Genomic DNA, 19692 nt, shown 5'->3' with positions numbered 1-19692 from the left:
TTATGCTTCTTTAAACAACTTGGCAGCTTTGCGGAAATTATAATTTTTTGTTCTTGAGTTGATTGTCGGGCTGTGGAACCTTTACAGTTATTGTCTTGCTTGCATGCCCTTTTGTTGTATAAACTTTCAATTTCACTGTTTTTCCGGCTGCCTGGATGGGGCCATTGTATACCGGACTTTTCGATGTTGGTTCTTCTCCGTTCACTGTATAACGTATGATCAATCCCGGGAACTGTACATTAGCAGTAAGCACGCCATTCTCTGTTTTTGCACCGGCGTTAGGAACACGGGTGTTGTACCCGCCGTTCAGATTGTCCAGCCGCTGCATTTCCTTTTTACCCATCACATTACAGAAAACGCTCCAGGCTTCATTGTACATAGTTTCCGCTTTCATTGGTTCCTGTTCCCTTGCCCATGCCGGGTCCTGCGCCCAGGCCCTTTCTGCCAACGGCAGCAGCTTAGGCAACATCATGTATTCCATCCTTTCGGAGTTGATCACTGTTTCACTCCACAACAATCCCTGGATGCCGGGAATGTTCCGGGCTCCATATTCCGTTAGCCTGTCTTTTCCTGCGAATGTTTCCGGTTTTATAGGATTGCCTCTTGCATCTACCTTGGCATTCTTATAATAATCAAAAGGAATAAAATAGAAAGGTTTATCTACATCCACAAAACCACCCCAATAAAATCCAGGTTCATCGAACGATTTCATATAGGCCATATCGAAGTAGAAGTTACTCACCCCCGAAAGGACCACTTTATAACCTGCATTGGCCAGGCGGTACGAGAGATCTTCCTGTCCTTCCCCTATTACATTGTTCCAGACGTTCAACTGGAAATTATCATTGGCAAAATCAGGATTCGGAATGCTGTGCGGAGCGCCTCCCATAGCGGTTTTGCGCATACCTGCTTCTTCCCATCCCGCCACTGTCAGGCCTTTGGCTTTGAGGATATTGTTCACTTTACGGTAGTAATAGTACCAAAGGTCGTTTACGTTCTTAACGCCGGGTTCAGATTTCATCAGCGCAATACAGGCCGGCGACTTCTCGAACACTCCGCCCGGCACTTCGTCGCCTCCCATGTGTATATGCGTCAGCGGCGCCCCGGCTTCTTTATACATCGCCTGGATCTCTGTTATCACTTTCTCGAGGAAATGATAGGTAGATGGTAAAGCCACGTTCATGACGTTATCGTTCCAGTACTGAACCGAATGGTAATCTGATTTATCTTCCAGGTCGGTCAATAAATACTCTTTAGCGCCCGCCTCGTTACCGGCAGCTTTCAGCTTATAGTAGCGGGATTCCATAGATTTAACAGCCGCCCTGGCATGGCCGGGACTTTCTATTTCAGGCAATACTTTGATATGCCTTGCGGTGGCATACTTTAATATTTCAATAAAATCGTTGCGGCTGAAATATCCTGTTCCGGCAGTATTGGTAGTGTCGGGCCCCGAGCCATAAGAAGGAGGAAGCATATCTCTCCAATCTGCGCTATGACCCCGTTTGGCGCCAACCGCTGTCAGTTCAGGCAGTCCCGGTATTTCCAACCGCCAGCCTTCATCGTCGCTGAAATGGAAGTGCAGGACATTGAGCTTGTACAATGCCATGGCGTCCAGGATGCGGATAATATCACGTTTGTTATGGAAGTTCCTTGATACGTCTATCATAAAGGCACGATAGCCAAACCTCGGATAGTCTTTTACTTTAACGCCTGTTAGGGTGACGGATCTCTGCGGCGCTGCCCATGCGGCAGGCGGGATCAGTGTACGGAGCGACTGTACCGCATAAAATGCGCCTTCGTCGCTGCCGGCTGTGATCTTAATGCCATCTGCATTTACTTCCAGCGTATAGGCATCTGCGTTCAGCGAAGCATCTTTTTTCAGGGAAATAGTGGTTTTCCCTCCGGATTTCTTACTTAAAAGAGCCGACAATTCATTCTTTAAAAAGGTAGCGCTGTTTTCCAGTTCCTGGTCGGCATCGATAACAGGAACCGCATCTATTACCAGGCTGCTCCCCTTTTTCTGGTATTCTACCGGCGTAGGGAATACAGGTGGGAGATCGGCCAGCGGAATATCTTTAATCACACTGTTCTGTTTGAATATATCCGTTGGCGTTATAACGGCTGTTTTATCGCCGGGATATCTTAAAAGCTGTTTGGCAGTGGTAGAAGGACGGATCTCATAATCGCGTACAGAATAACCCTTTGCCGGCTGTTCATCCCATACCAGGTATAGACCGGAAGGAGCATCCGTGAAGTTCACCGCCCAGGCGTCGCCTACCATGCCCACTTTCAGGGAGTCGCCCGGCGCTATGCCTTTGAACCCTTCGAGAGGCGTTAAGTAGTACAGGTCGCCGTTCACATGTTCTACTTTAATACGTGAAGGCAGTTCTTCCGGCTTTACCATTCTTACAAAGTTGAAATACAACTTCCAACCCCTGGCAGGAAAAGGTTTTTTGGCAGTATTTACAAAAGTAAAATTGGATAAGAAGTTCATGCCGCCTTTATAGTTATTTTCAACAACTTCCCAGGAAGTTCTGAGCTGGCTGGCATCAAACGAGGGGGCTTGCTGGGCCTTACTGCTGGCTGTAAGCAGCAATAGTAACCCGGTAAGTAGCTTACCTAGATAATTGTATCTGTTCATATGTGGAGATTGGCTATTGTGAAAGATAATAAAATAATTTAAAAACTTAATTTGATTATGTATGATAGCGGGAGAAATCAAGGATAAATGGATAGTTCCATTGAGCGGCCATTTTTAACAAAATTTCCTGGAAGATGTTATGTAGATTTATATATCAGAAATTAAGAATATTTAGTATCGGCGTTTTATCTTAAAAATCAATAGTATGGCAAAAGCGTTTTTAGTGTTTTCGGCAATTAGCCTGGCAGTGGTCATTGGACTGGGATTACTTTTCCCTTGGGTAAATTGGTTGTTGATATTAGTTGTTCCTATTGTGGTAATGGGACTTTTAGACATGTTTCAAAAAAAACATGCAATCATGCGCAACTACCCGATCGTGGGTCGTATGCGTTTCTGGATGGAGGCATTGAGGCCTAAGATCTACCAGTATTTCGTGGAAAGCGATATTGATGGCAGCCCAATTAACCGGGTAGACAGATCTACCATTTACCAGCGGGCCAAAAGAGAACTGAACTCACAACCTTTCGGTACGCAATTCAATGTATATGCGGAAGGTTACGAATGGATGGCGCATTCTATCCAGCCCCGGAATTTCGACAAGATGGAAAAAGACCCGCGGGTATTATTCGGAGGCCGCGATTGCAAACAACCTTATTCTGCCAGCATCCTCAATGTTAGCGCCATGAGCTACGGTTCTTTGAGTTCCAATGCTGTGCAGGCGCTGAACGGAGGCGCCAAACTGGGCAACTTTGCCCATAACACCGGCGAAGGCGGGATCAGTGATTTTCACCTGAAACAAGGCGGCGATATCATCTGGCAGATAGGCACAGGATATTTCGGATGCCGTGATGCCAACGGTAATTTCTCTCCTTCCCTGTTTGCCGAGAAAACTGCACTTCCACAGGTAAAAATGATAGAACTCAAAATATCGCAGGGCGCCAAACCAGGACACGGAGGTATATTACCTGCCGCCAAGAACACCCCTGAAATAGCCGCTATCAGGCATGTAGAACCTTATACTACCGTATTCTCTCCTCCCTACCATACCGCTTTCGGAAACCCCAAAGAAATGATGTACTTCATCAAACAAATGAGGGAGCTAAGCGAGGGTAAACCTGTAGGCTTTAAGCTTTGCATAGGCCAGCCCAGGGAATTTTATGCGATCTGTAAAGCTATGATAGAAACAGACATCTATCCAGATTTTATTACCGTAGACGGAGGAGAAGGAGGAACCGGCGCCGCGCCTCCTGAATTCTCCAATTCTGTTGGCATGCCGCTGATGGACGGACTGGCGTTCGTACACGACACCCTGGTAGGATTCAATATCCGTCATCATATGAAGCTCATTGCCTCAGGCAAGATATTAACCGGCTTCCATATTTTAAGAGCGATGGCATTAGGCGCCGATACCTGCAACAGCGCCAGGGCCATGATGATGGCATTAGGCTGTATCCAGGCATTGGTATGCAATACCAATAAATGTCCCACTGGCGTAGCAACACAGGATAAATGGCTGGCCGCCGGACTGGTAGTGGACGATAAAAAACAAAGAGTGGCCAACTATCACCAGGATACCGTTGAAAGTGCTGTAGAACTTGCGGGAGCAGCGGGACTAAGGCATCCGCACGATGTAACGCGCAGCCATATCTATCGCCGTGTTTTCATGAACGAAATAAGAACATTCGAAGATATTTACCCGGCGGCAAGCGCAGGCTCCCTTCTTAACCACCCCTCGGTGCAACATGTTACCACCAATAACTGGTAGCGGGGTTTCACGCAAAGGTGCAAAGGAAAGCAAAGGCGCAAAGATTTTGTTTTAAGTAAAATAAGAAGCAAAGGAGTAAAGATTAGATTATATGTTATATAACACAATCTTTACTCCTTTGCTTCTTAAAATTCGCTTCGATCAAAAGATCTTTGCGCCTTTGCTTTCCTTTGCGCCTTTGCGCGAAACCATCGGTCAGGTTGGGAGCTTATACAGTTTGGCGGCGTTGCTCCAGAGTATTTTTTCTACTGTAGGGGCCGGGAAATTGTTGATCACCAGTTGCAGGTCCTGTTCCGAGAATGGACGCGGGGCGCGGGTTGATGGCAGGTCGGTACCAAAAACCAAAGCATTGGGGTTAGCTGCAACGATCTGCCGCATGCCTGTCACAACATCGAAATCGCAGCGGCTAAAACCTGTTGCTTTTACGTATGCGCCTTTATCTACTAATTGTAGCAGGTGTTTGAAACCGGCTTTAGATAACCCGAGATGATCTATCACTACCACCGGCAGTTTTTGCAGGGTAGTAAAAAGGGAAGGCAGCTGGCGCGAATCCACATAGAGCTCCACATGCCATTTAACCAGGTCGTACACCCGTTTTGCCAGTTGTTCAAGAAAGGTGATACTTTCTGAACCTCCTCTCTGGATATTAAATCTTACTCCCCGGATGCCTGCGCTGTTAAGAGCGAGGATCTCTTCATCTGTTGTACTGGCCGGTATCTGTGTTACGCCTACGTAACCCGGCCCCAGTTCTGCCAGCGCAGATTTCAGGTATTCCTGGTCAAATTCCTGGAATGAGCCTGACACTACAGCGCCTCCTTTTATGTTCAAATCAGCTGTTTGTTGGCGATAATCGGCTACAGTAAAGGTAGGTGGCAAATATCCCTGATTTGGTTTAAGGGGAAACCGGTCATCAATAATATGCAGATGCGAATCAAAAATGGGCTTATCAAACTTCATATCATCGTTGTTTCGTTCAGGCTACAAGCTACTTAAAATACCTGAGATCTGACCGCAAGTTTTTTTTTCACGCAAAGCGGGGTTTCACGCAAAGCGGCATAAGGAGCATAAGAGGCATAAGGAAGTTTTTTAAGACAAATTAAGAAAGCAAAGGAGATCAAGATCATGTTATTTAACACAATTTTGATCTCCTTTGCTTTCTTAATAAATCTTTGCTTTCTTATTTCTCTTAAAAAAATCCTTATGCCTCTTATGCTCCTTATGCCGCTTTGCGTGAAATGCCGCTTTGCGTGAAACAGCAACTATATTTCAAGCGCACCCGCCGCAGCTTCATCTACAAACCAGTGGAGTTGCCCGTTTTGAGGGCGGATCAACTGGCTGGGGAATTTTTCGGCGTCGAATGTTCCTTCGATCACGTTCTTCAGCGTAATGGCCTTGCCGGCGCCGGTAGCCATAAATAACACGCATGCCGAGTTATTTACTACTGGTGCGGTGAGGGTAATGCGGTACATATCCTGGGCTTCCAGCCAGAAAGCTTTCACCCATGCTTTTTGCTCGTGAACGATAGGTAAACCGGGGAATAAAGACAGTGTGTGTCCATCATCTCCCATACCCAGCAATACAAGATCAAAAGTGACTTGCTCTTTGCCGAAATATGTTTTCAGTGTTTTCTCATATTCGGCAGCAGACGCGTCCGGGCTGATATCCGTTCTCATTACATGGATATTATCCGGGTTTACGCTCACTTTATCAAGCAGGGTATCAAAAGCCATTTTCGCATTATTGCGCTCATCTTCAAACGGAACGGCTCTTTCGTCGCCCCAGAAGAAATGGATACGCTCCCAGGGAATGATCTGGTTATACGGCGCTTTAGCCAGTAAAGCGTATAACTGTTTTGGAGTATTGCCGCCAGACAATACGAACGTAAATCTTTCCTGGCGCTGTAATACTTCCAATATATAGTTGCTGATCCAGGCAGCAACGTTTTCGCTTAACTGTGCGGCGTCTTTAGCTATGTGTAATTCCATGGTCGCTGTACTCAGGCTATTTAGTTGGTAAGTTAATCCAGGTATGACCGTCACGGGCTACCAGTGCATCTGCTTCATCCGGGCCCCAGGAATCTGGAGCATAGTTAGGGAAGTCTTGCGGTATGCGGTTCTCCCATGTTTCCAGGATCGGCATGATCACTCTCCAGGCAGCATCTACCTGGTCGCCACGCATGAACAGGGTAGCATCTCCTTCCATTACATCCAGCAACAGGGTTTCGTATGCTTCAGGAGCATGTTCTCCGTTGGCGGCGTCGTAATTGAAGGTCATATCTACCGGGTCAAGGGTCATTGTCTGACCCGGGCGTTTAGCCTGGAAGCGGATACGGATGTCCATTTCCGGCTGTATGCTGATGGTAAGCCTGTTAGGCCTCCAGGTTTGTGCAGCTTCTATCGGGAACGAATAAGGAGGCGCCTCTTTAAACGTAATGATAATATTGGTAGCTTTCTGGTGCAGGTACTTGCCGGTACGAACATAGAAAGGCACTCCCTGCCAGCGCCAGTTGTCTACGAAGAATTTCACAGCGGCGTAAGTTTCGATGTTGGAATTAGGATCAACTCCTTTTTCTTCACGATAACCTACTACTTTCTCGCCTTTCATCCAGCCGGATGAGTATTGGCCTCTTACTGCAAACTCGTGTACTTTGTCGGGAGTAATGCGGCGGATGGCGTTCAATACATCCACCTTTTTGTTCCTTACCTCGTTGGCATCGAAAGATACAGGAGGTTCCATTGCCAGGATACACAGTATCTGCAGGATATGGTTTTGCACCATGTCCCGCAGCGCCCCCGCCCTTTCATAATAACCGCCACGTCCTTCCAATCCTACACTTTCTGCAGCTGTGATCTGGATGTTATCAATATAGCTGCGGTTCCATACAGGTTCGAATAACGCGTTGGCAAAACGGAAGGCCAGGATATTCTGGATGGTTTCTTTACCTAAGTAGTGGTCTATACGGTAGATCTGCTCTTCTGTAAATTTCTGCGCCAGCAATTCGTTCAGCTCATGGGCGCTTTTCAGGTCATGCCCGAAAGGCTTTTCTATAACGATGCGGGTAAAGTTCTTATCGGAGCACAGGTTCAGGTCACCGAGGCGGGTAGCGATGTTCGGCACCAGTTGGGGAGCTACCGCGAGGTAGAATACCACGTTAGGATGCACACCCCATTCGGCTTCCTTGTCTTTTACAAAGTCGGAAAGCTTGCCAAATGCAGATGGGTCTTCTGCATCCATTTGCAAATAAGAGACGTTTTGGCTAAACTCTTTCCAGTGGCCATTCTGCTCACCTTTCCGGCGGGAGAATTTAGTGATCCCTTCCAGCAGGTGTTTGCTATAGTCTTCGTTATTATACGGGCTTCGACCTATTCCTACGATTGCGAACTTCTCGGGCATCCACTGGTCCAGGAAGAGATTATAAAGCGCAGGTGTTAGTTTCCGGTAGTTTAAATCGCCGCTACCTCCGAAAATGAATACGATGGAAGCAGGTGGGCGTTTATGAACTTGCATATACTTAATTGAAGGTGAATGTTACTCGTGATGCTGCCATTCTGTATGGAAGGTACCTGGCATGTCTATACGCTGATAGGTATGCGCACCAAAATAATCACGTTGGGCCTGAATCAGATTGGTAGCCATACGACCCGTGCGGAAGGCGTCAAAATACGACAGGGCCGACATTAATCCGGCAACCGGTACTCCTGCAGTTGCAGCCTGGGCTACTACGCTGCGGGTGTTAGCTTCTACCGACTCCAGTAAATAAGCTACTCCTTTGTCGAGCAGGATATTTGGCAGGTCAGGGCGTTGCTGGTATGCTTGTGTAAAGACTTCCAGGAGGGTAGAACGGATGATGCAACCGCCTCTCCATACTTTTACCACCTCCGGTAACGGGATATCCATTTTCAGGTCTTTAGACGCTTCGAACAGCATTGCAAGTCCTTGTGCATAACTGAGGATGGTAGCAAAGTATAAAGCGTCGTGTACTTGTTTGATCCACATTTCTGCCGGCACATGTAAAGTGCTTTCCGGCGCCTTGTAGATACCGGCAGCTTCCAGGCGCTGGTCTTTATACCCAGAAATTGTACGCATGGCTACTGCTGTATCAATGGTTGGTACTGCAACCGGTAATTCCATTGAATCCTGGGAGGTCCATTTACCGGTTCCTTTGGAACCAGCTTTATCAGATATTACGTCTACCAGGCGTTTATCTGTTTTATCGTCGTTTTGCAGGAAGATGTCTGCTGTGATCTCTACCAGGAACGATTGTAAAGCTCCCTGGTTCCAGCTTTTAAATACTTCATGAAGCTGGTCGTTGTTCAGGCCTGCTCCCTGCTGCAGTAAGGTATAGCTTTCGCTGATCAGCTGCATAATGGCATACTCAATACCATTATGTACCATTTTCACGTAGTGACCTGCTCCTTCTTTACCTAAATAAGCTACGCAAGGTTCTCCTTTTACTTTCGCCGCAATCGCTTCCAGCATAGGTTTTACTTTAGCATAGGCTTCCTGGTCGCCACCCGGCATAATGCTTGGACCGGTACGCGCGCCCTGTTCGCCGCCGCTAACCCCTATCCCCATAAAATGGAGATTTTTCTCGCGGAGTTGCTGAACCCTGCGGAGGGTGTCGGTATAGTGAGAGTTTCCGCCGTCGATGATCACGTCGCCGGGCTCCAGTAAAGGAGACAGGGAGGCGATCACATCGTCTACCGGCTGACCTGCCGGTACCAGCATCATTACTTTGCGGGGACGCTCTAAAAGTTGGATCATTGTTGATAACTCTGAAACACCCTTTACAGTGGTACCAGGAGTTGCAGCCGCTTCCAAAGCGTTGTTCTTAGCTGCATCTTTATCAAAACCGATAACGGAAAAGCCATGATCGGCCATGTTGAGCAACAGGTTGCGTCCCATTACTCCCAAACCGATCATTCCAAAGTCATATAAGGTGTTTGCCATATAGAGTTGTTACTTAAGGAGATGTAAAAGTAGGGAAGAAATACGAATTACAAGATTGGATTTATGGACCCCAATGGGTCCATAAATCCTAAGTATATAATTTTCATTATTTTATGCAGAGTTCCTGCCCGCATTGATAATTCCGAATGAGCAGCGCATGATCAGTTTTTCATAGGTTTCCCGGCCATGACCATTGCCATTTTGTGCATCCAGCTCCCGGAGTTTGGTCAGTGCATATTGCTGGATGGTCAGTAACGGCAATACAATCCTTTCTCTCATCTGGATAGATAGCTGGTCGATCGGGCTTCCTGCCATCAGTTCTGCTTCTCCGCTCAGGCGAAGCAGGTATTTTTGAGTCAGTTCAAATTCATCATAGATCATCTGCCATACTTCCCCGTATTGCGGATGTTTAGCCAGGTAAGCGGTCAATGGGAAATAGCTTTTCTTCATCGCCATTTCACAGTTATCCAGCAATGTTCTGAAGAACAGGGAATGCTGGTAAAGATGATTTACTTCTTCCCATTTTCCTTGTTTGTCCAGTTCCTGCAATGCGCTTCCTACGCCGTAGTAGCCAGGTACGTTTTGTTTAAGCTGGCTCCATGCACCCACATAGGGCACCGCCCTTAAATCGTTAAGGTTAAGTTTGGCCGAGGCGTTACGTTTACTAGGCCGGCTGCCGATGTTGGCTTCAGCATAGTAACGTAAAGGACTTGCGTGATCCAGGTAAGCCAGGAAGTAAGGATGGTTCTTCAATTTATTATAGGCAGCGTATCCCTCATCGGCCAGTGACTGCAGCAATTCCTCTTCTGCCTTGGTAAGGGTAACCTCCCTGGACGAGAATAGTTCGTTGCTGATGCCGGCATGTATCAGCTGCTCCATGTTGAACTGGGCCGCATCCACAGTACCAAAGTTGGAGCTGATGGTTTGCCCCTGGATCGTTTGCTGGATCTCTTTATTGGCAATGTTCCTGCCCATTGAAGCATAGAACTGGTGGGTTTTTCCACCGCCACGAGCAGGAGGACCTCCCCTGCCGTCAAAGAACAGGACATTGATACCATATTCTTTGGAAATACTTGTCAATTCTTCTTTGGCCTTGTAAATACTCCAGTTGGCCATCAGGTACCCACCGTCTTTTGTACCGTCGGAGAAGCCAAGCATAATGGTCTGCTTGCATTTACGGCGGCGCAGGTGTTCGCGGTACTCTGCATTCTCGTACAGCTCTTTCATTACCTGGCCGGCATGCCGAAGGTCGTCTATCGTTTCAAACAGCGGAACAATGTCTACTGTCATTTCTTCCTTCTTCCAACCACTCAACAGGAAAAGGCCATATACTTCCATCACGTTCAGTACGCTGGTACTGTGGCTGATGATATAACGGTTGCAGCCTTCCTCACCGTTCGACTGCTGTATGGCCTTAATAGCGGCTATAGACTGGAGAGTGTCCTGGTGCAAAGGATTTTCCAGGACATTCGGATCTAATGCCTCCTTAATATTTAATAATACCTGGATCTTCTCTGCATCGCTCATAGCCGGGTAGTTGTCTGGCAATGCGGAAGTGGTTTGAGAAATGGTTTCCAGTACCGCCTGGTGAACAGAGCTATCCTGGCGGATATCCAGCGTGGCGAAGAACAGGCCGAACACTTCCACTTTGCTGATCAGGTTATCGACCAGGTGAACGAACAACCCGTTCAGGTCTGTCATGATAGTCTGACGGATACCGTTCAGGGTTTCCAATATTTCTTCTTTTGTAATATCGGCGATATGCCCCGGTTTGAAAAGATTGGCAGAAAGCTTGGTTTCCAGTGCGGCCACCACGTTTTCTACACCTTTAAATGTAAGCCTGCGGCGAAGGTTCCTAACTTCCCTGAAATAGCATTTCATTATGGAAGAGCGCAATGCTGCCGCTACTTCTATAGTTGTTGGCGCTTTTACGAATGGATTGCCATCCCTGTCGCCTCCCGGCCAGAATCCCATACGGATCAGGGAGTTGTTTTCAGGCAGCAGGCCGGGGAACTGACCTCGTATAAACGAAAGGATACGGCCGGCCGACTGGTAAAATATATTTTCCAGGAACCATACGAGGCTGATTGCTTCGTCGTATGGGGTTGGCTTTTCCTTTTTGAAGAAAGGCGTTTTTCCCAGCTGTTGCAAATACATATTTACCTGGCTGGTATTTTCATCTATCAGGGCCTTGGAAAGGTCGTTGATAATTCCCAGTACTTCGCTTGGGTAGAACTGGGTTGGATGGGCTGTTAAAACCAGGCGTACGGAGAAATCCTTTAATTTTTCCTTCAACTGGTCCTGTGCCTGCTCCTGGGTAACCTCTGACTGGAGATGTCTTAAAGTTCCCACCCCCTGCATATCCCTGATATTTTTGAAAGCCGCATCTTCGAGTGCGTCAAACAATACTACCTGTCTTTCTGCGTATTGCACAAACCTGAATAAAAGATCGGTTAGTTGTCTTTCTTCTGTATAGGTGGTGTATTGTTGAAAGAAGGACTTGACAATCTCTTCGGGACTGCTTCCCTTATTATATTCTTCTTCGCAGTGTAGCAAAAATAAGGATAGAAAAATACCTGTCTTTTCTACCTTATGAAAGGGTAGAGAGGTAAAAAGGCTATTGTAAAGCTGAAACTTTGTACCTACCAGGTTCTTAAACTGTTGCAGCGAATTATTTACCGGCGCTTCCATACTAAAATCCGTTTATAGTGCTAAAGAAGAGAACTAAGCGGGCGTTAAATTAAGGATTATTATATTAATTTCTTAGTTTTTTGATTTTTATATGAATTCCGATTGAAAAATTTGAAAAATCTCTAATAACTACCCTTTCTTTTGATTCTTTTAAAAGGCAAATCCCGATCTGCGGGGCAGACCGGGATTGTAACCAGGATTAGAGTGGGCGGCATGGGTTATAAAAAATGGACATAGGCCGGGATAATAGGACTACCACATACTAAAACTATTGATTGGTAAATTTGAAGTTGATAGGCAGGTTAAAGTATACGGATACATTTTTTCCATTTTGCCTTCCGGGTTTCCATTTAGGCATACCTTTTACTACACGCATTGCTTCCTCTTCCAGGCCGCCGCCTTTTTGTGCACCCAGTGTTTTAATATCAGAAATGGATCCATCGCGGTTCACCACAAACTGCACATACACTATGCCTTGTATTTCGTTGTCCATTGCCATTTGCGGGTAACGGGTAGTACGTTTCAGATACTTCATCAGGGCTTCTTCTCCGCCGGGAAATTCGGGCATGATCTCTACGAACGATACGGGTACGTCCGTTTCCGCATTTCCTTTTTCCACTGTAATCACCCCGCTGCCTGTTCCTGTCCCCTGTGCCAGTTCAGCAGGTATGCCATTATCTTCTATACCATCAATATTCTTTGTACCAATGGCAACATGTTCCAGGTCACTTTGTTTAGGAGGCTTTTCAGTTTCCAGCACATCGTCGGTGGTGATGATCGGATCTACAAAAGCTTTGGTTGCTACCTGGGGAGGGGGCGTATTCTGCACGGCAGGCGGCGGCGGTATTACCGGCTTTTCGGGGATGTCGGGTATCTCCGTTAATGTTATCTCTTTCTTTACTTCGAAAGGGCGTTTAACATCCGTGGCAGCCATCAAACGGTTATTCAGTACATAACCGCCGATCAACAATAATACAATGGAAGAAGTGCCTATTACAGCATTACGCACTCTCCTGTTATAATGGCTGCGCAGTTCATAAGCGCCATACGCTTTATTCCTTTCATCGAAGAGGATGTCGAGAAACGATGCCTTCAAGATTTTAGTTGAGTCCATAACTATAGGTTTACTAATTAGATGTGGGGATTATTCGTTTTCCATAAACGATGTGAAATTTTTTTTCTGAGAGATAAAAAAAGAAGTCCCGACAGGAGTCGGGACTTGCTGGCACTGGGGGACCGTACCTGAAAACAAGTGGTTCCATTGATATAATTCAGGCTTTCCGAAAAAGTATAATCATTTGAGTTAGGTCGTCTCTTCCGGAAATAAATTAATTAGCAGGTTGGTTTAATATCTTTAGTTCCTCCAGAACAAGGGGCCGACGCCCTACAAAACCCACCAGAATTGTTGAGACAACGCCCCTGTGAACTGAAGTTGAATATGCTGATCATTTACGTTTATACATTGGCGTTAAAAGCAGGGTTCTGTTATTGGTTGTTTTTTGTTGAAATGCCGGGAGGATGCGGGTAGGTATATTGCTGATCATTTACCACCAATAAATTTGCAGCATACCATTCCCGCAAGCCCAACCAGGCATTCTATTTACAGCTTACAGAACGCAAGATCTTAACAACTGATGCCGTAACAACAGCATCCAAAATTTGGATAACGGGAACAGGTATATGAAAACTGAAGCGTTTGAGTACGCCTTCCACTTGTTAGCGTGTGCCTTGTCATAGTGTATATTTTATTTACACAATTAATCAATAAGTTTATTGATGGCAGCAACACCTTGCTGGTGGATCAAAGGATGCCGGGAACCATGGTTGCCTGAAGTTCCCTGTTGGCCAGTAGTTATTAGTCTACTGAATTGGTAGACAAATATACAGCAGCTTTTAATATTTCCAAATATTTAATGCAACTTTTTTTTAGCATGGTCAGGTGACCGGTTATAATGTTTGCATCAGTAGGCTCGCCATATATTGGAATGTAGCGATGAACGTATAAAATACGTTTTAGGCGCACTTCTCTCCCATTTATAAATTTTTTTAATAAGCTATTTGGATTTTGAATTAAGATATCTATATTGTATCCGGCTCATTCACGATATTAATTTTTATCCTTACCATTTTTCATCAACCAAAATCAATTTTGGAAATGACACAGGGCTCTCAACGCTTCTTGCCGTTAGATGTATTCCGGGGTATGACGGTATGTTTTATGATCATCGTAAACACCGGAGGAACTGGCGGAACCTATTGGCCACTCGACCATGCAGCCTGGCATGGATGGACACCGACCGACCTCGTTTTCCCTTCCTTTCTTTTTGCCGTAGGGAATGCTATGAGCTTCAGCATGAAGAAATATTTGCAGCTGGGAAATTCGGCGGTTCTTGGAAAGATCTTTAAAAGAACGCTTATCATCTTCCTGCTTGGGTTCCTCATGTATTGGTTCCCGTTTGTAGATCATGCGGAAGGCGGCGGTTATGTTTTCAGACCGTTTGATCATACCCGCATCCTGGGGGTGTTGCAACGGATTGCCTTATGTTACTGCATTGCATCACTGTTAATCCATTATTTTTCCAAGAAAACTGTATGGGCTATCAGCGCTGCATTCCTGCTGGGGTATTGGGCTATCATGTGGTTCTGCGGAGTACCCGGCGATCAGTATGGTATTAATGGTAATGCCGGTATCCTGCTGGATAAGTTCCTGATCGGCGATAATCACATGTACCATGGAGAAGGCATCGCTTTTGATCCTGAAGGCTTCCTTAGTACCATTCCTGCTGTTGTGAATGTAATTGCAGGTTATTATACAGGGGTGTTTGTGCAGCAACAAGGACGCACCAAGGCCGGAATTGGCAGAATGGTTGCAGCCGGCGCTATTTTAATTGCCCTGGCCTATGTGTGGAATACCGTATTCCCTATCAACAAAAAACTCTGGACCAGCTCGTATGTATTGCTGACAGTGGGCATTGACCTGCTGTTATTATCCCTGCTGATCTTTGTTATAGACATTCTCGGGTTCACCAAGGGATCAGGATTTTTTACCGTATTCGGTAAGAACCCATTATTCCTTTACCTGTTATCTGAAGTACTCGCTATCCTGTTCTGGTTCTTCCGGGTGAATGGCGTTTCGTTGTACCAGTGGATCAATGACACCATCTTCCAACCTATTTCCCCCGGAAAATTCGGATCGCTGCTCTTCTCGTTGGCCTTCATGCTCACTTGCTGGCTCGTAGGCTACATCCTTGATAAACGAAAAATATACGTCCGCGTGTAGGGGCACGCAGAGAGGCAAAGGAAGGCAAAGGGGCGTAAGTTTTTTTTCCCCGCAAAGCTGCATAAGGCGCAAAGAAGCAAAGATAAACTAAGAAAACAAAGGAAGCGAAGATCGTGTTTTATAACATAATCTTCGCTTTCTTAGTCTATCTTAAAAAAATCTTATGCCCCTTTTGCGCCTTATGCAGCTTTGCGGGGAAAAAAACTTACGCCCCTTTGCCTTCCTTTGCAACTCTGCGTGCAACCCCGTAAATTGGAGGTAAATTCGAAAACTATGAATCTTTCATTAAACGGAAAAACTGCGTTAGTCTGTGGCAGTACCCAGGGTATTGGATTAGCTACCGCAGAAGAGCTGGCCTCGTTGGGTGCTAACTGTGTGCTGATGGCCAGAAATGAAGAGAAGTTGCAATCCATTATTCCAGGCCTTCCTGCCGAAAAAGGCCAGCAACACAGTTATGTGGTTGCTGATTTTTCGGATGTTGCACAGGTAAAAGAGGCAGCAACCAAACTTGTAGCGCAAACACCTGTTCACATACTGATCAACAATACCGGTGGACCAGCCGCAGGTCCGATACTGGATGCAGCGACTGATGATTTCGCCAAGGCGTTTTCCATGCATGTACTTTGCAACCAGGCCCTGGCGCAGGTATTGGTTCCTACCATGAAACTGGCAGGTTATGGCAGGATCATCAATATAATTTCCACTTCTGTAAAAACACCGCTCAAAAACCTTGGTGTGAGCAATACTATCAGATGGGCGGTTGCTTCCTGGGCTAAAACGCTGGCTACAGAACTGGCGCCTTTCGGTATAACGGTAAATAATGTATTACCGGGAAGTACTGCGACTGCCCGACTTGAGTCGTTATTCTCCAACCTGGCGGCGGCAAGGAATGTAACTCCTGATGTTGTATCATCGGAATGGCTCAAAGAAATACCGATGCAGCGTTTTGGCGAAGCGCATGAAATTGCAGCGCTGGCGGCATTCCTGGCATCTCCTGCCGCGTCTTATATCACAGGCACCAGTACGGCAGTAGACGGAGGAAAAACGCCTGCAATGTAACCAGGAAAAGAATAGTAGCAGGATTAAACCATCTGGTTAATGAAGTGTTATGAAATATAGGGATGTATCAAATAACACTGTATGAAAATCAGTTGGTTTAATCCAACGATTCCTCACCTACACACTGTGAGTAGAGGTATTGAGAAGATAATCCACAAAGCATAGCACCTGGAAAACCTTTATCAGTCCATACAGTGAACAACGTTATGATCCGGTCTTTGCCGCTTCTGTAAAAGAATACGCCACGTTAACACAGCGAATTGTTATCAAATAATAAAATGGCGCGAAGTAATGACAGAAAAGAAGTATCTTCCTATCTGCATACGATTGGTTTTTGATACGGCAGGCAAGATTTTTGGACACCCGGCTTAGCCTGGGGAACGGAATACAGCTGATAGAGCATTAAGATTCATTCCACATTTTTTTACTACAACTGAGCATTAGATCCCTGGGGATAACAAAGGAAACCTCCCCGTTTTTGCTAAGAAATGGTATTTACAATATAAAGTTAAAGATCATGGACAGTAACACCCGCAACCAAGTGCTGTCTGCTGTTCGCAGTCAGCTGCCTCACAGTCAGGTCGCCTGCCCGGCTACACCGGAATTTCCGAAGAAGATCACTGCACTGTTACCTGAATTTGAAGAACGTATTAAAGACGCCGGTGGAAGTATTTACCGGCCATCTGACCTCTCCGCTGCTCAAAAACTGCTGTCGCAGCAGTTCCCCGATGCCAGGGTGATTTGCTCTGCAACGCCCGACATACAGGGAAATCGCGACATTCACGCAGTTAAAAATCCGCATGAACTGGCGGATGTAGATGTAGGCGTTATCCGCGCCCGTTTTGGAGTAGCCGAAAACGGGATGGTATGGTTAGCCCAGGAAGACCTGGTAGTCAATGCCCTGGGATTTCTATCACAACACCTGGTTGTTTTATTAAACCCATCAGAATTGGTTGCCGATATGTATGACGCTTACCTGAAAGTATGCCTTGAAGATTCTGCCTATGGGTGTTTCATGATGGGGCCATCCGCAACCGCTGATATCGGCGCGGTACTGGTTCATGGAGCGCAGGGAGCAAGAAGTCTGAGTGTTTATCTTATTTGATATTAAAGCGGGTCAGGTGGCCCTGGCCCGCTTTAATATTACGACTGGTTACCAAGCAGCTTTTTCAATTCCGCTTTGCAATCCTCAATATCCTGCCAGATCAGCCTGTCCTGGCATTCGGTTCCCTTATATTTAATGGAAACCCTCCCTTTCTTTAATACAATCTGGTAATACTCCGTCGCATTAGGTGAATTTTCCCAGGTGATCTTTCCTGCCTCCTCTATACCACCAGCCACTTTGTTTTCAATCACTTCAATTACCTTTTTACGCTGCTGATCGGTGAAATCAAAATTTGCCTCGGTCTTGACCAGGCAGGAAGAATCATAAGCAGCAACAGCATGTTTGGTTGCCATGCTTTGATGATGGGGGATAAGTACTAACAGCGCGCCCGCTGCTAATAGAAATAACGGGAATTTCTGTAAGCTATTCATGGCAGAGAGATTAGTTACATTGGTAAATAACAAGCGATAAATAACAAGTCCGAATAGAGAATCTCTGATTTTGGTATATTGATCTAACTCATTATTAAAATAGCATATTTATTCCACTTTTGCAAAAAAACTCTGGCAGGGAGGGTATAAGGAAAAATTGCTGTTAACGGCTTTGCGATTCAATACTATAAAGAATCTTCCTGCCTCCGTCGTCGAATATTACAGTAGTATCAGTAGGTATGAAATGGCGCTTGAACGCCTTTATAGCCGCCACGCTGTCTTTTACATCATAGCCAACTATCCGGAGTGCGGTAACCGCGTCAAAAGTGGGAGGTACAGTAATGAGGCTGGTATCTTTATACCAGAGCCCAAATCCTTTATCTGCCAGCTGTTGCCATGGAAAATAAGCGCTGGGATCTACTTTTCTTCCGGGAGCAATATCTCCGTGCCCAATGAAGTTGGCTACCGGGATCGCATACTTGCTTTTCAGCTGGGTCAGAAGCGTAATTAGGCTATTGATCTGTAAGGAATCGAATGGTTCATTACCGTTATTATCCAACTCGATACCGATGGAGGATGAGTTAATATCTGTAAGATTTCCCCAACGGGCAACTCCTCCGTGCCATGCGCGGAGGTAATCGTTCAGCATATGATGTACAGTACCATTCCGGCAGATCACGTAATGGGCGCTAACCTGCGTTTTTTGCATGGTAAATGTTTTCAGCGTTTGATCGCAGGAGTTCTGGGCGGTATGATGAATAATAACGAATGCCGGTTTACGGAGATTGAAATTGGTTGTTCCCACCCAGTCGCTTTGCGGGGTTCCGGGAATAGCTGCCGGCTGGGCTTTCAGTTCTTTAGCAAAAGTCTTTGCCTCCTGCCGGTAAACTTTATTGGTAGCTGCATAAGGGTTCCTGGAGCAATAAGTGAAACAGGTCATTACTCCCAATATCACTAGGGCACTGGTAATATTTCTCATGCGTAAAGGTTTATTAAAGCTGAAAAATAAAGATAATCATTACTTCTAATTTATTCATTCAGGGTAATGATGATAAACCTTTAGCAAAAATAGCGCCTCAGATATCCTGCTTTTTTCCTTTGAGCAGATCCTGGATGATCTTTTTACGGAGATTGAACATGGGTTGGGTTAATTCTTTGGTTCGTTGAAGCACGGGCAAGCCGGCAGTTTGCGGAGATCCCGCATGAAAAGGCGGTTCGGGATGGTATTCGAGCTGCAATTGCACGATCCTGGCCATTTCATCACCTCCTATAAGTGCAGTAAGCATCAACCCAAAATCGATCCCGGAAGTAACGCCTCCCCCCGTGATCCGGTTACGGTCCCTAACCACGCGGGAATCCTGGACGGCTACGCCGAACATTTTCAGCAGCTCAATAGAGCGCCAGTGAGTAGTGGCTTTATATCCGTCCAATAACCCGGCGGCTGCGAGGACCAAAGACCCTGTACAAACAGAGGTAATGTATTTGGCCTTCTTTGCCTGCTCCTGAAGGAAACTGATCACATTACTATTAGTAAGCAGTTCATTGATTCCCTTCCCGCCCGGCACGAATAAGATGTCGAGTTGCGGGCAGTCCTGCAGCGACACCGAAGGTTTCAGCAACAGGCCTCCTTCAGCCCTGATAACATCTGTGCTTTCTCCTACCAGCAATACTTCAAAACAAGGCGCTTTAACGAATACATCGTAAGGGCCTACCAAATCCAGTGTTGTCAGGTCGGGGAACAGGAGCATCCCGATTTTTAGTTTTTGCATG

At 46.1% G+C, this 19692-nt stretch carries 14 protein-coding genes; 4 read left to right on the top strand and 10 right to left on the bottom strand.

Annotated elements, in window-relative coordinates; translation table 11 throughout:
• Window positions 1–37 precede the first annotated feature (37 nt).
• Window positions 38–2641 (bottom strand): family 20 glycosylhydrolase, encoded by a 2604-nt coding sequence (locus BLV62_RS21820; protein WP_089764286.1) that lies wholly within the window; start codon window positions 2639–2641, stop codon window positions 38–40.
• Window positions 2642–2846: 205 nt separating this feature from the next.
• Here BLV62_RS21820 and BLV62_RS21815 point away from each other — a divergent pair, with 205 nt between their 5' ends.
• Complete coding sequence (locus BLV62_RS21815; RefSeq protein WP_089764284.1) at window positions 2847–4406, top strand: FMN-binding glutamate synthase family protein; 1560 nt, start codon at window positions 2847–2849, stop codon at window positions 4404–4406.
• Window positions 4407–4601: 195 nt separating this feature from the next.
• On the opposite strand, the gene BLV62_RS21810 is transcribed toward BLV62_RS21815, so the two are convergent.
• From BLV62_RS21810 to BLV62_RS21780, 6 genes are all read right to left on the bottom strand, one after another.
• The gene (locus BLV62_RS21810; RefSeq protein ID WP_089764283.1) at window positions 4602–5363 is read right to left on the bottom strand and encodes an amidohydrolase family protein; all 762 of its coding nucleotides are present in this window, start codon (window positions 5361–5363) and stop codon (window positions 4602–4604) included.
• 302 nt (window positions 5364–5665) lie between these two features.
• Entirely contained in the window at window positions 5666–6391 is a 726-nt protein-coding gene (gene pgl, locus BLV62_RS21800; RefSeq protein ID WP_089764279.1) for a 6-phosphogluconolactonase, read from the bottom strand.
• A 16-nt stretch (window positions 6392–6407) separates the two neighbouring features.
• Window positions 6408–7913 carry a glucose-6-phosphate dehydrogenase gene (zwf, locus tag BLV62_RS21795; protein WP_089764278.1) on the bottom strand — a complete coding sequence of 502 codons (1506 nt, stop codon included), beginning with the start codon at window positions 7911–7913 and terminating at the stop codon, window positions 6408–6410.
• Window positions 7914–7934: 21 nt separating this feature from the next.
• The gene (gene gndA, locus BLV62_RS21790; protein WP_089764276.1) at window positions 7935–9356 is read right to left on the bottom strand and encodes an NADP-dependent phosphogluconate dehydrogenase; all 1422 of its coding nucleotides are present in this window, start codon (window positions 9354–9356) and stop codon (window positions 7935–7937) included.
• Between the two features lie 111 nt (window positions 9357–9467).
• Window positions 9468–12047, bottom strand: a complete 2580-nt coding sequence (locus BLV62_RS21785; RefSeq protein WP_089764274.1) for a phosphoenolpyruvate carboxylase — start codon at window positions 12045–12047, stop codon at window positions 9468–9470.
• Window positions 12048–12315: 268 nt separating this feature from the next.
• Window positions 12316–13161, bottom strand: coding sequence for an energy transducer TonB (locus BLV62_RS21780; protein ID WP_089764273.1), 846 nt, complete (start codon window positions 13159–13161; stop codon window positions 12316–12318).
• Between the two features lie 1041 nt (window positions 13162–14202).
• Between BLV62_RS21780 and BLV62_RS21775 the strand changes: the two genes are divergently transcribed.
• From BLV62_RS21775 to BLV62_RS21765, 3 genes are all read left to right on the top strand, one after another.
• On the top strand, window positions 14203–15327 hold the full coding sequence (locus BLV62_RS21775) for an acyltransferase family protein (RefSeq protein ID WP_089764271.1): 1125 nt from the start codon (window positions 14203–14205) through the stop codon (window positions 15325–15327).
• A gap of 273 nt (window positions 15328–15600) precedes the next feature.
• Window positions 15601–16386, top strand: a complete 786-nt coding sequence (locus BLV62_RS21770; RefSeq protein WP_089764373.1) for an SDR family oxidoreductase — start codon at window positions 15601–15603, stop codon at window positions 16384–16386.
• 517 nt (window positions 16387–16903) lie between these two features.
• Window positions 16904–17491, top strand: coding sequence for a LutC/YkgG family protein (locus tag BLV62_RS21765; protein ID WP_089764270.1), 588 nt, complete (start codon window positions 16904–16906; stop codon window positions 17489–17491).
• Between the two features lie 38 nt (window positions 17492–17529).
• Here the strand turns inward: BLV62_RS21765 and BLV62_RS21760 are convergent, their stop codons facing one another.
• The 3 genes from BLV62_RS21760 to BLV62_RS21750 form a co-directional block, all read right to left on the bottom strand.
• Window positions 17530–17922, bottom strand: coding sequence for a hypothetical protein (locus BLV62_RS21760; RefSeq protein ID WP_089764268.1), 393 nt, complete (start codon window positions 17920–17922; stop codon window positions 17530–17532).
• 163 nt (window positions 17923–18085) lie between these two features.
• A complete protein-coding gene (locus tag BLV62_RS21755) occupies window positions 18086–18901 on the bottom strand; it encodes an N-acetylmuramoyl-L-alanine amidase (RefSeq protein ID WP_089764267.1) in 816 nt (271 codons plus the stop codon).
• A 97-nt stretch (window positions 18902–18998) separates the two neighbouring features.
• Entirely contained in the window at window positions 18999–19691 is a 693-nt protein-coding gene (locus BLV62_RS21750) for a DJ-1/PfpI family protein (protein WP_089764265.1), read from the bottom strand.
• Window position 19692 lies beyond the last annotated feature (1 nt).

The sequence above is a fragment of the Chitinophaga terrae (ex Kim and Jung 2007) genome (assembly GCF_900107795.1).
In the GTDB taxonomy this organism is placed as follows: Bacteria; Bacteroidota; Bacteroidia; order Chitinophagales; family Chitinophagaceae; genus Chitinophaga; species Chitinophaga terrae.
The sequence above is the reverse complement of the archived record's forward strand: the minus strand, read 5'-3'. Positions and strand labels throughout refer to the sequence as shown.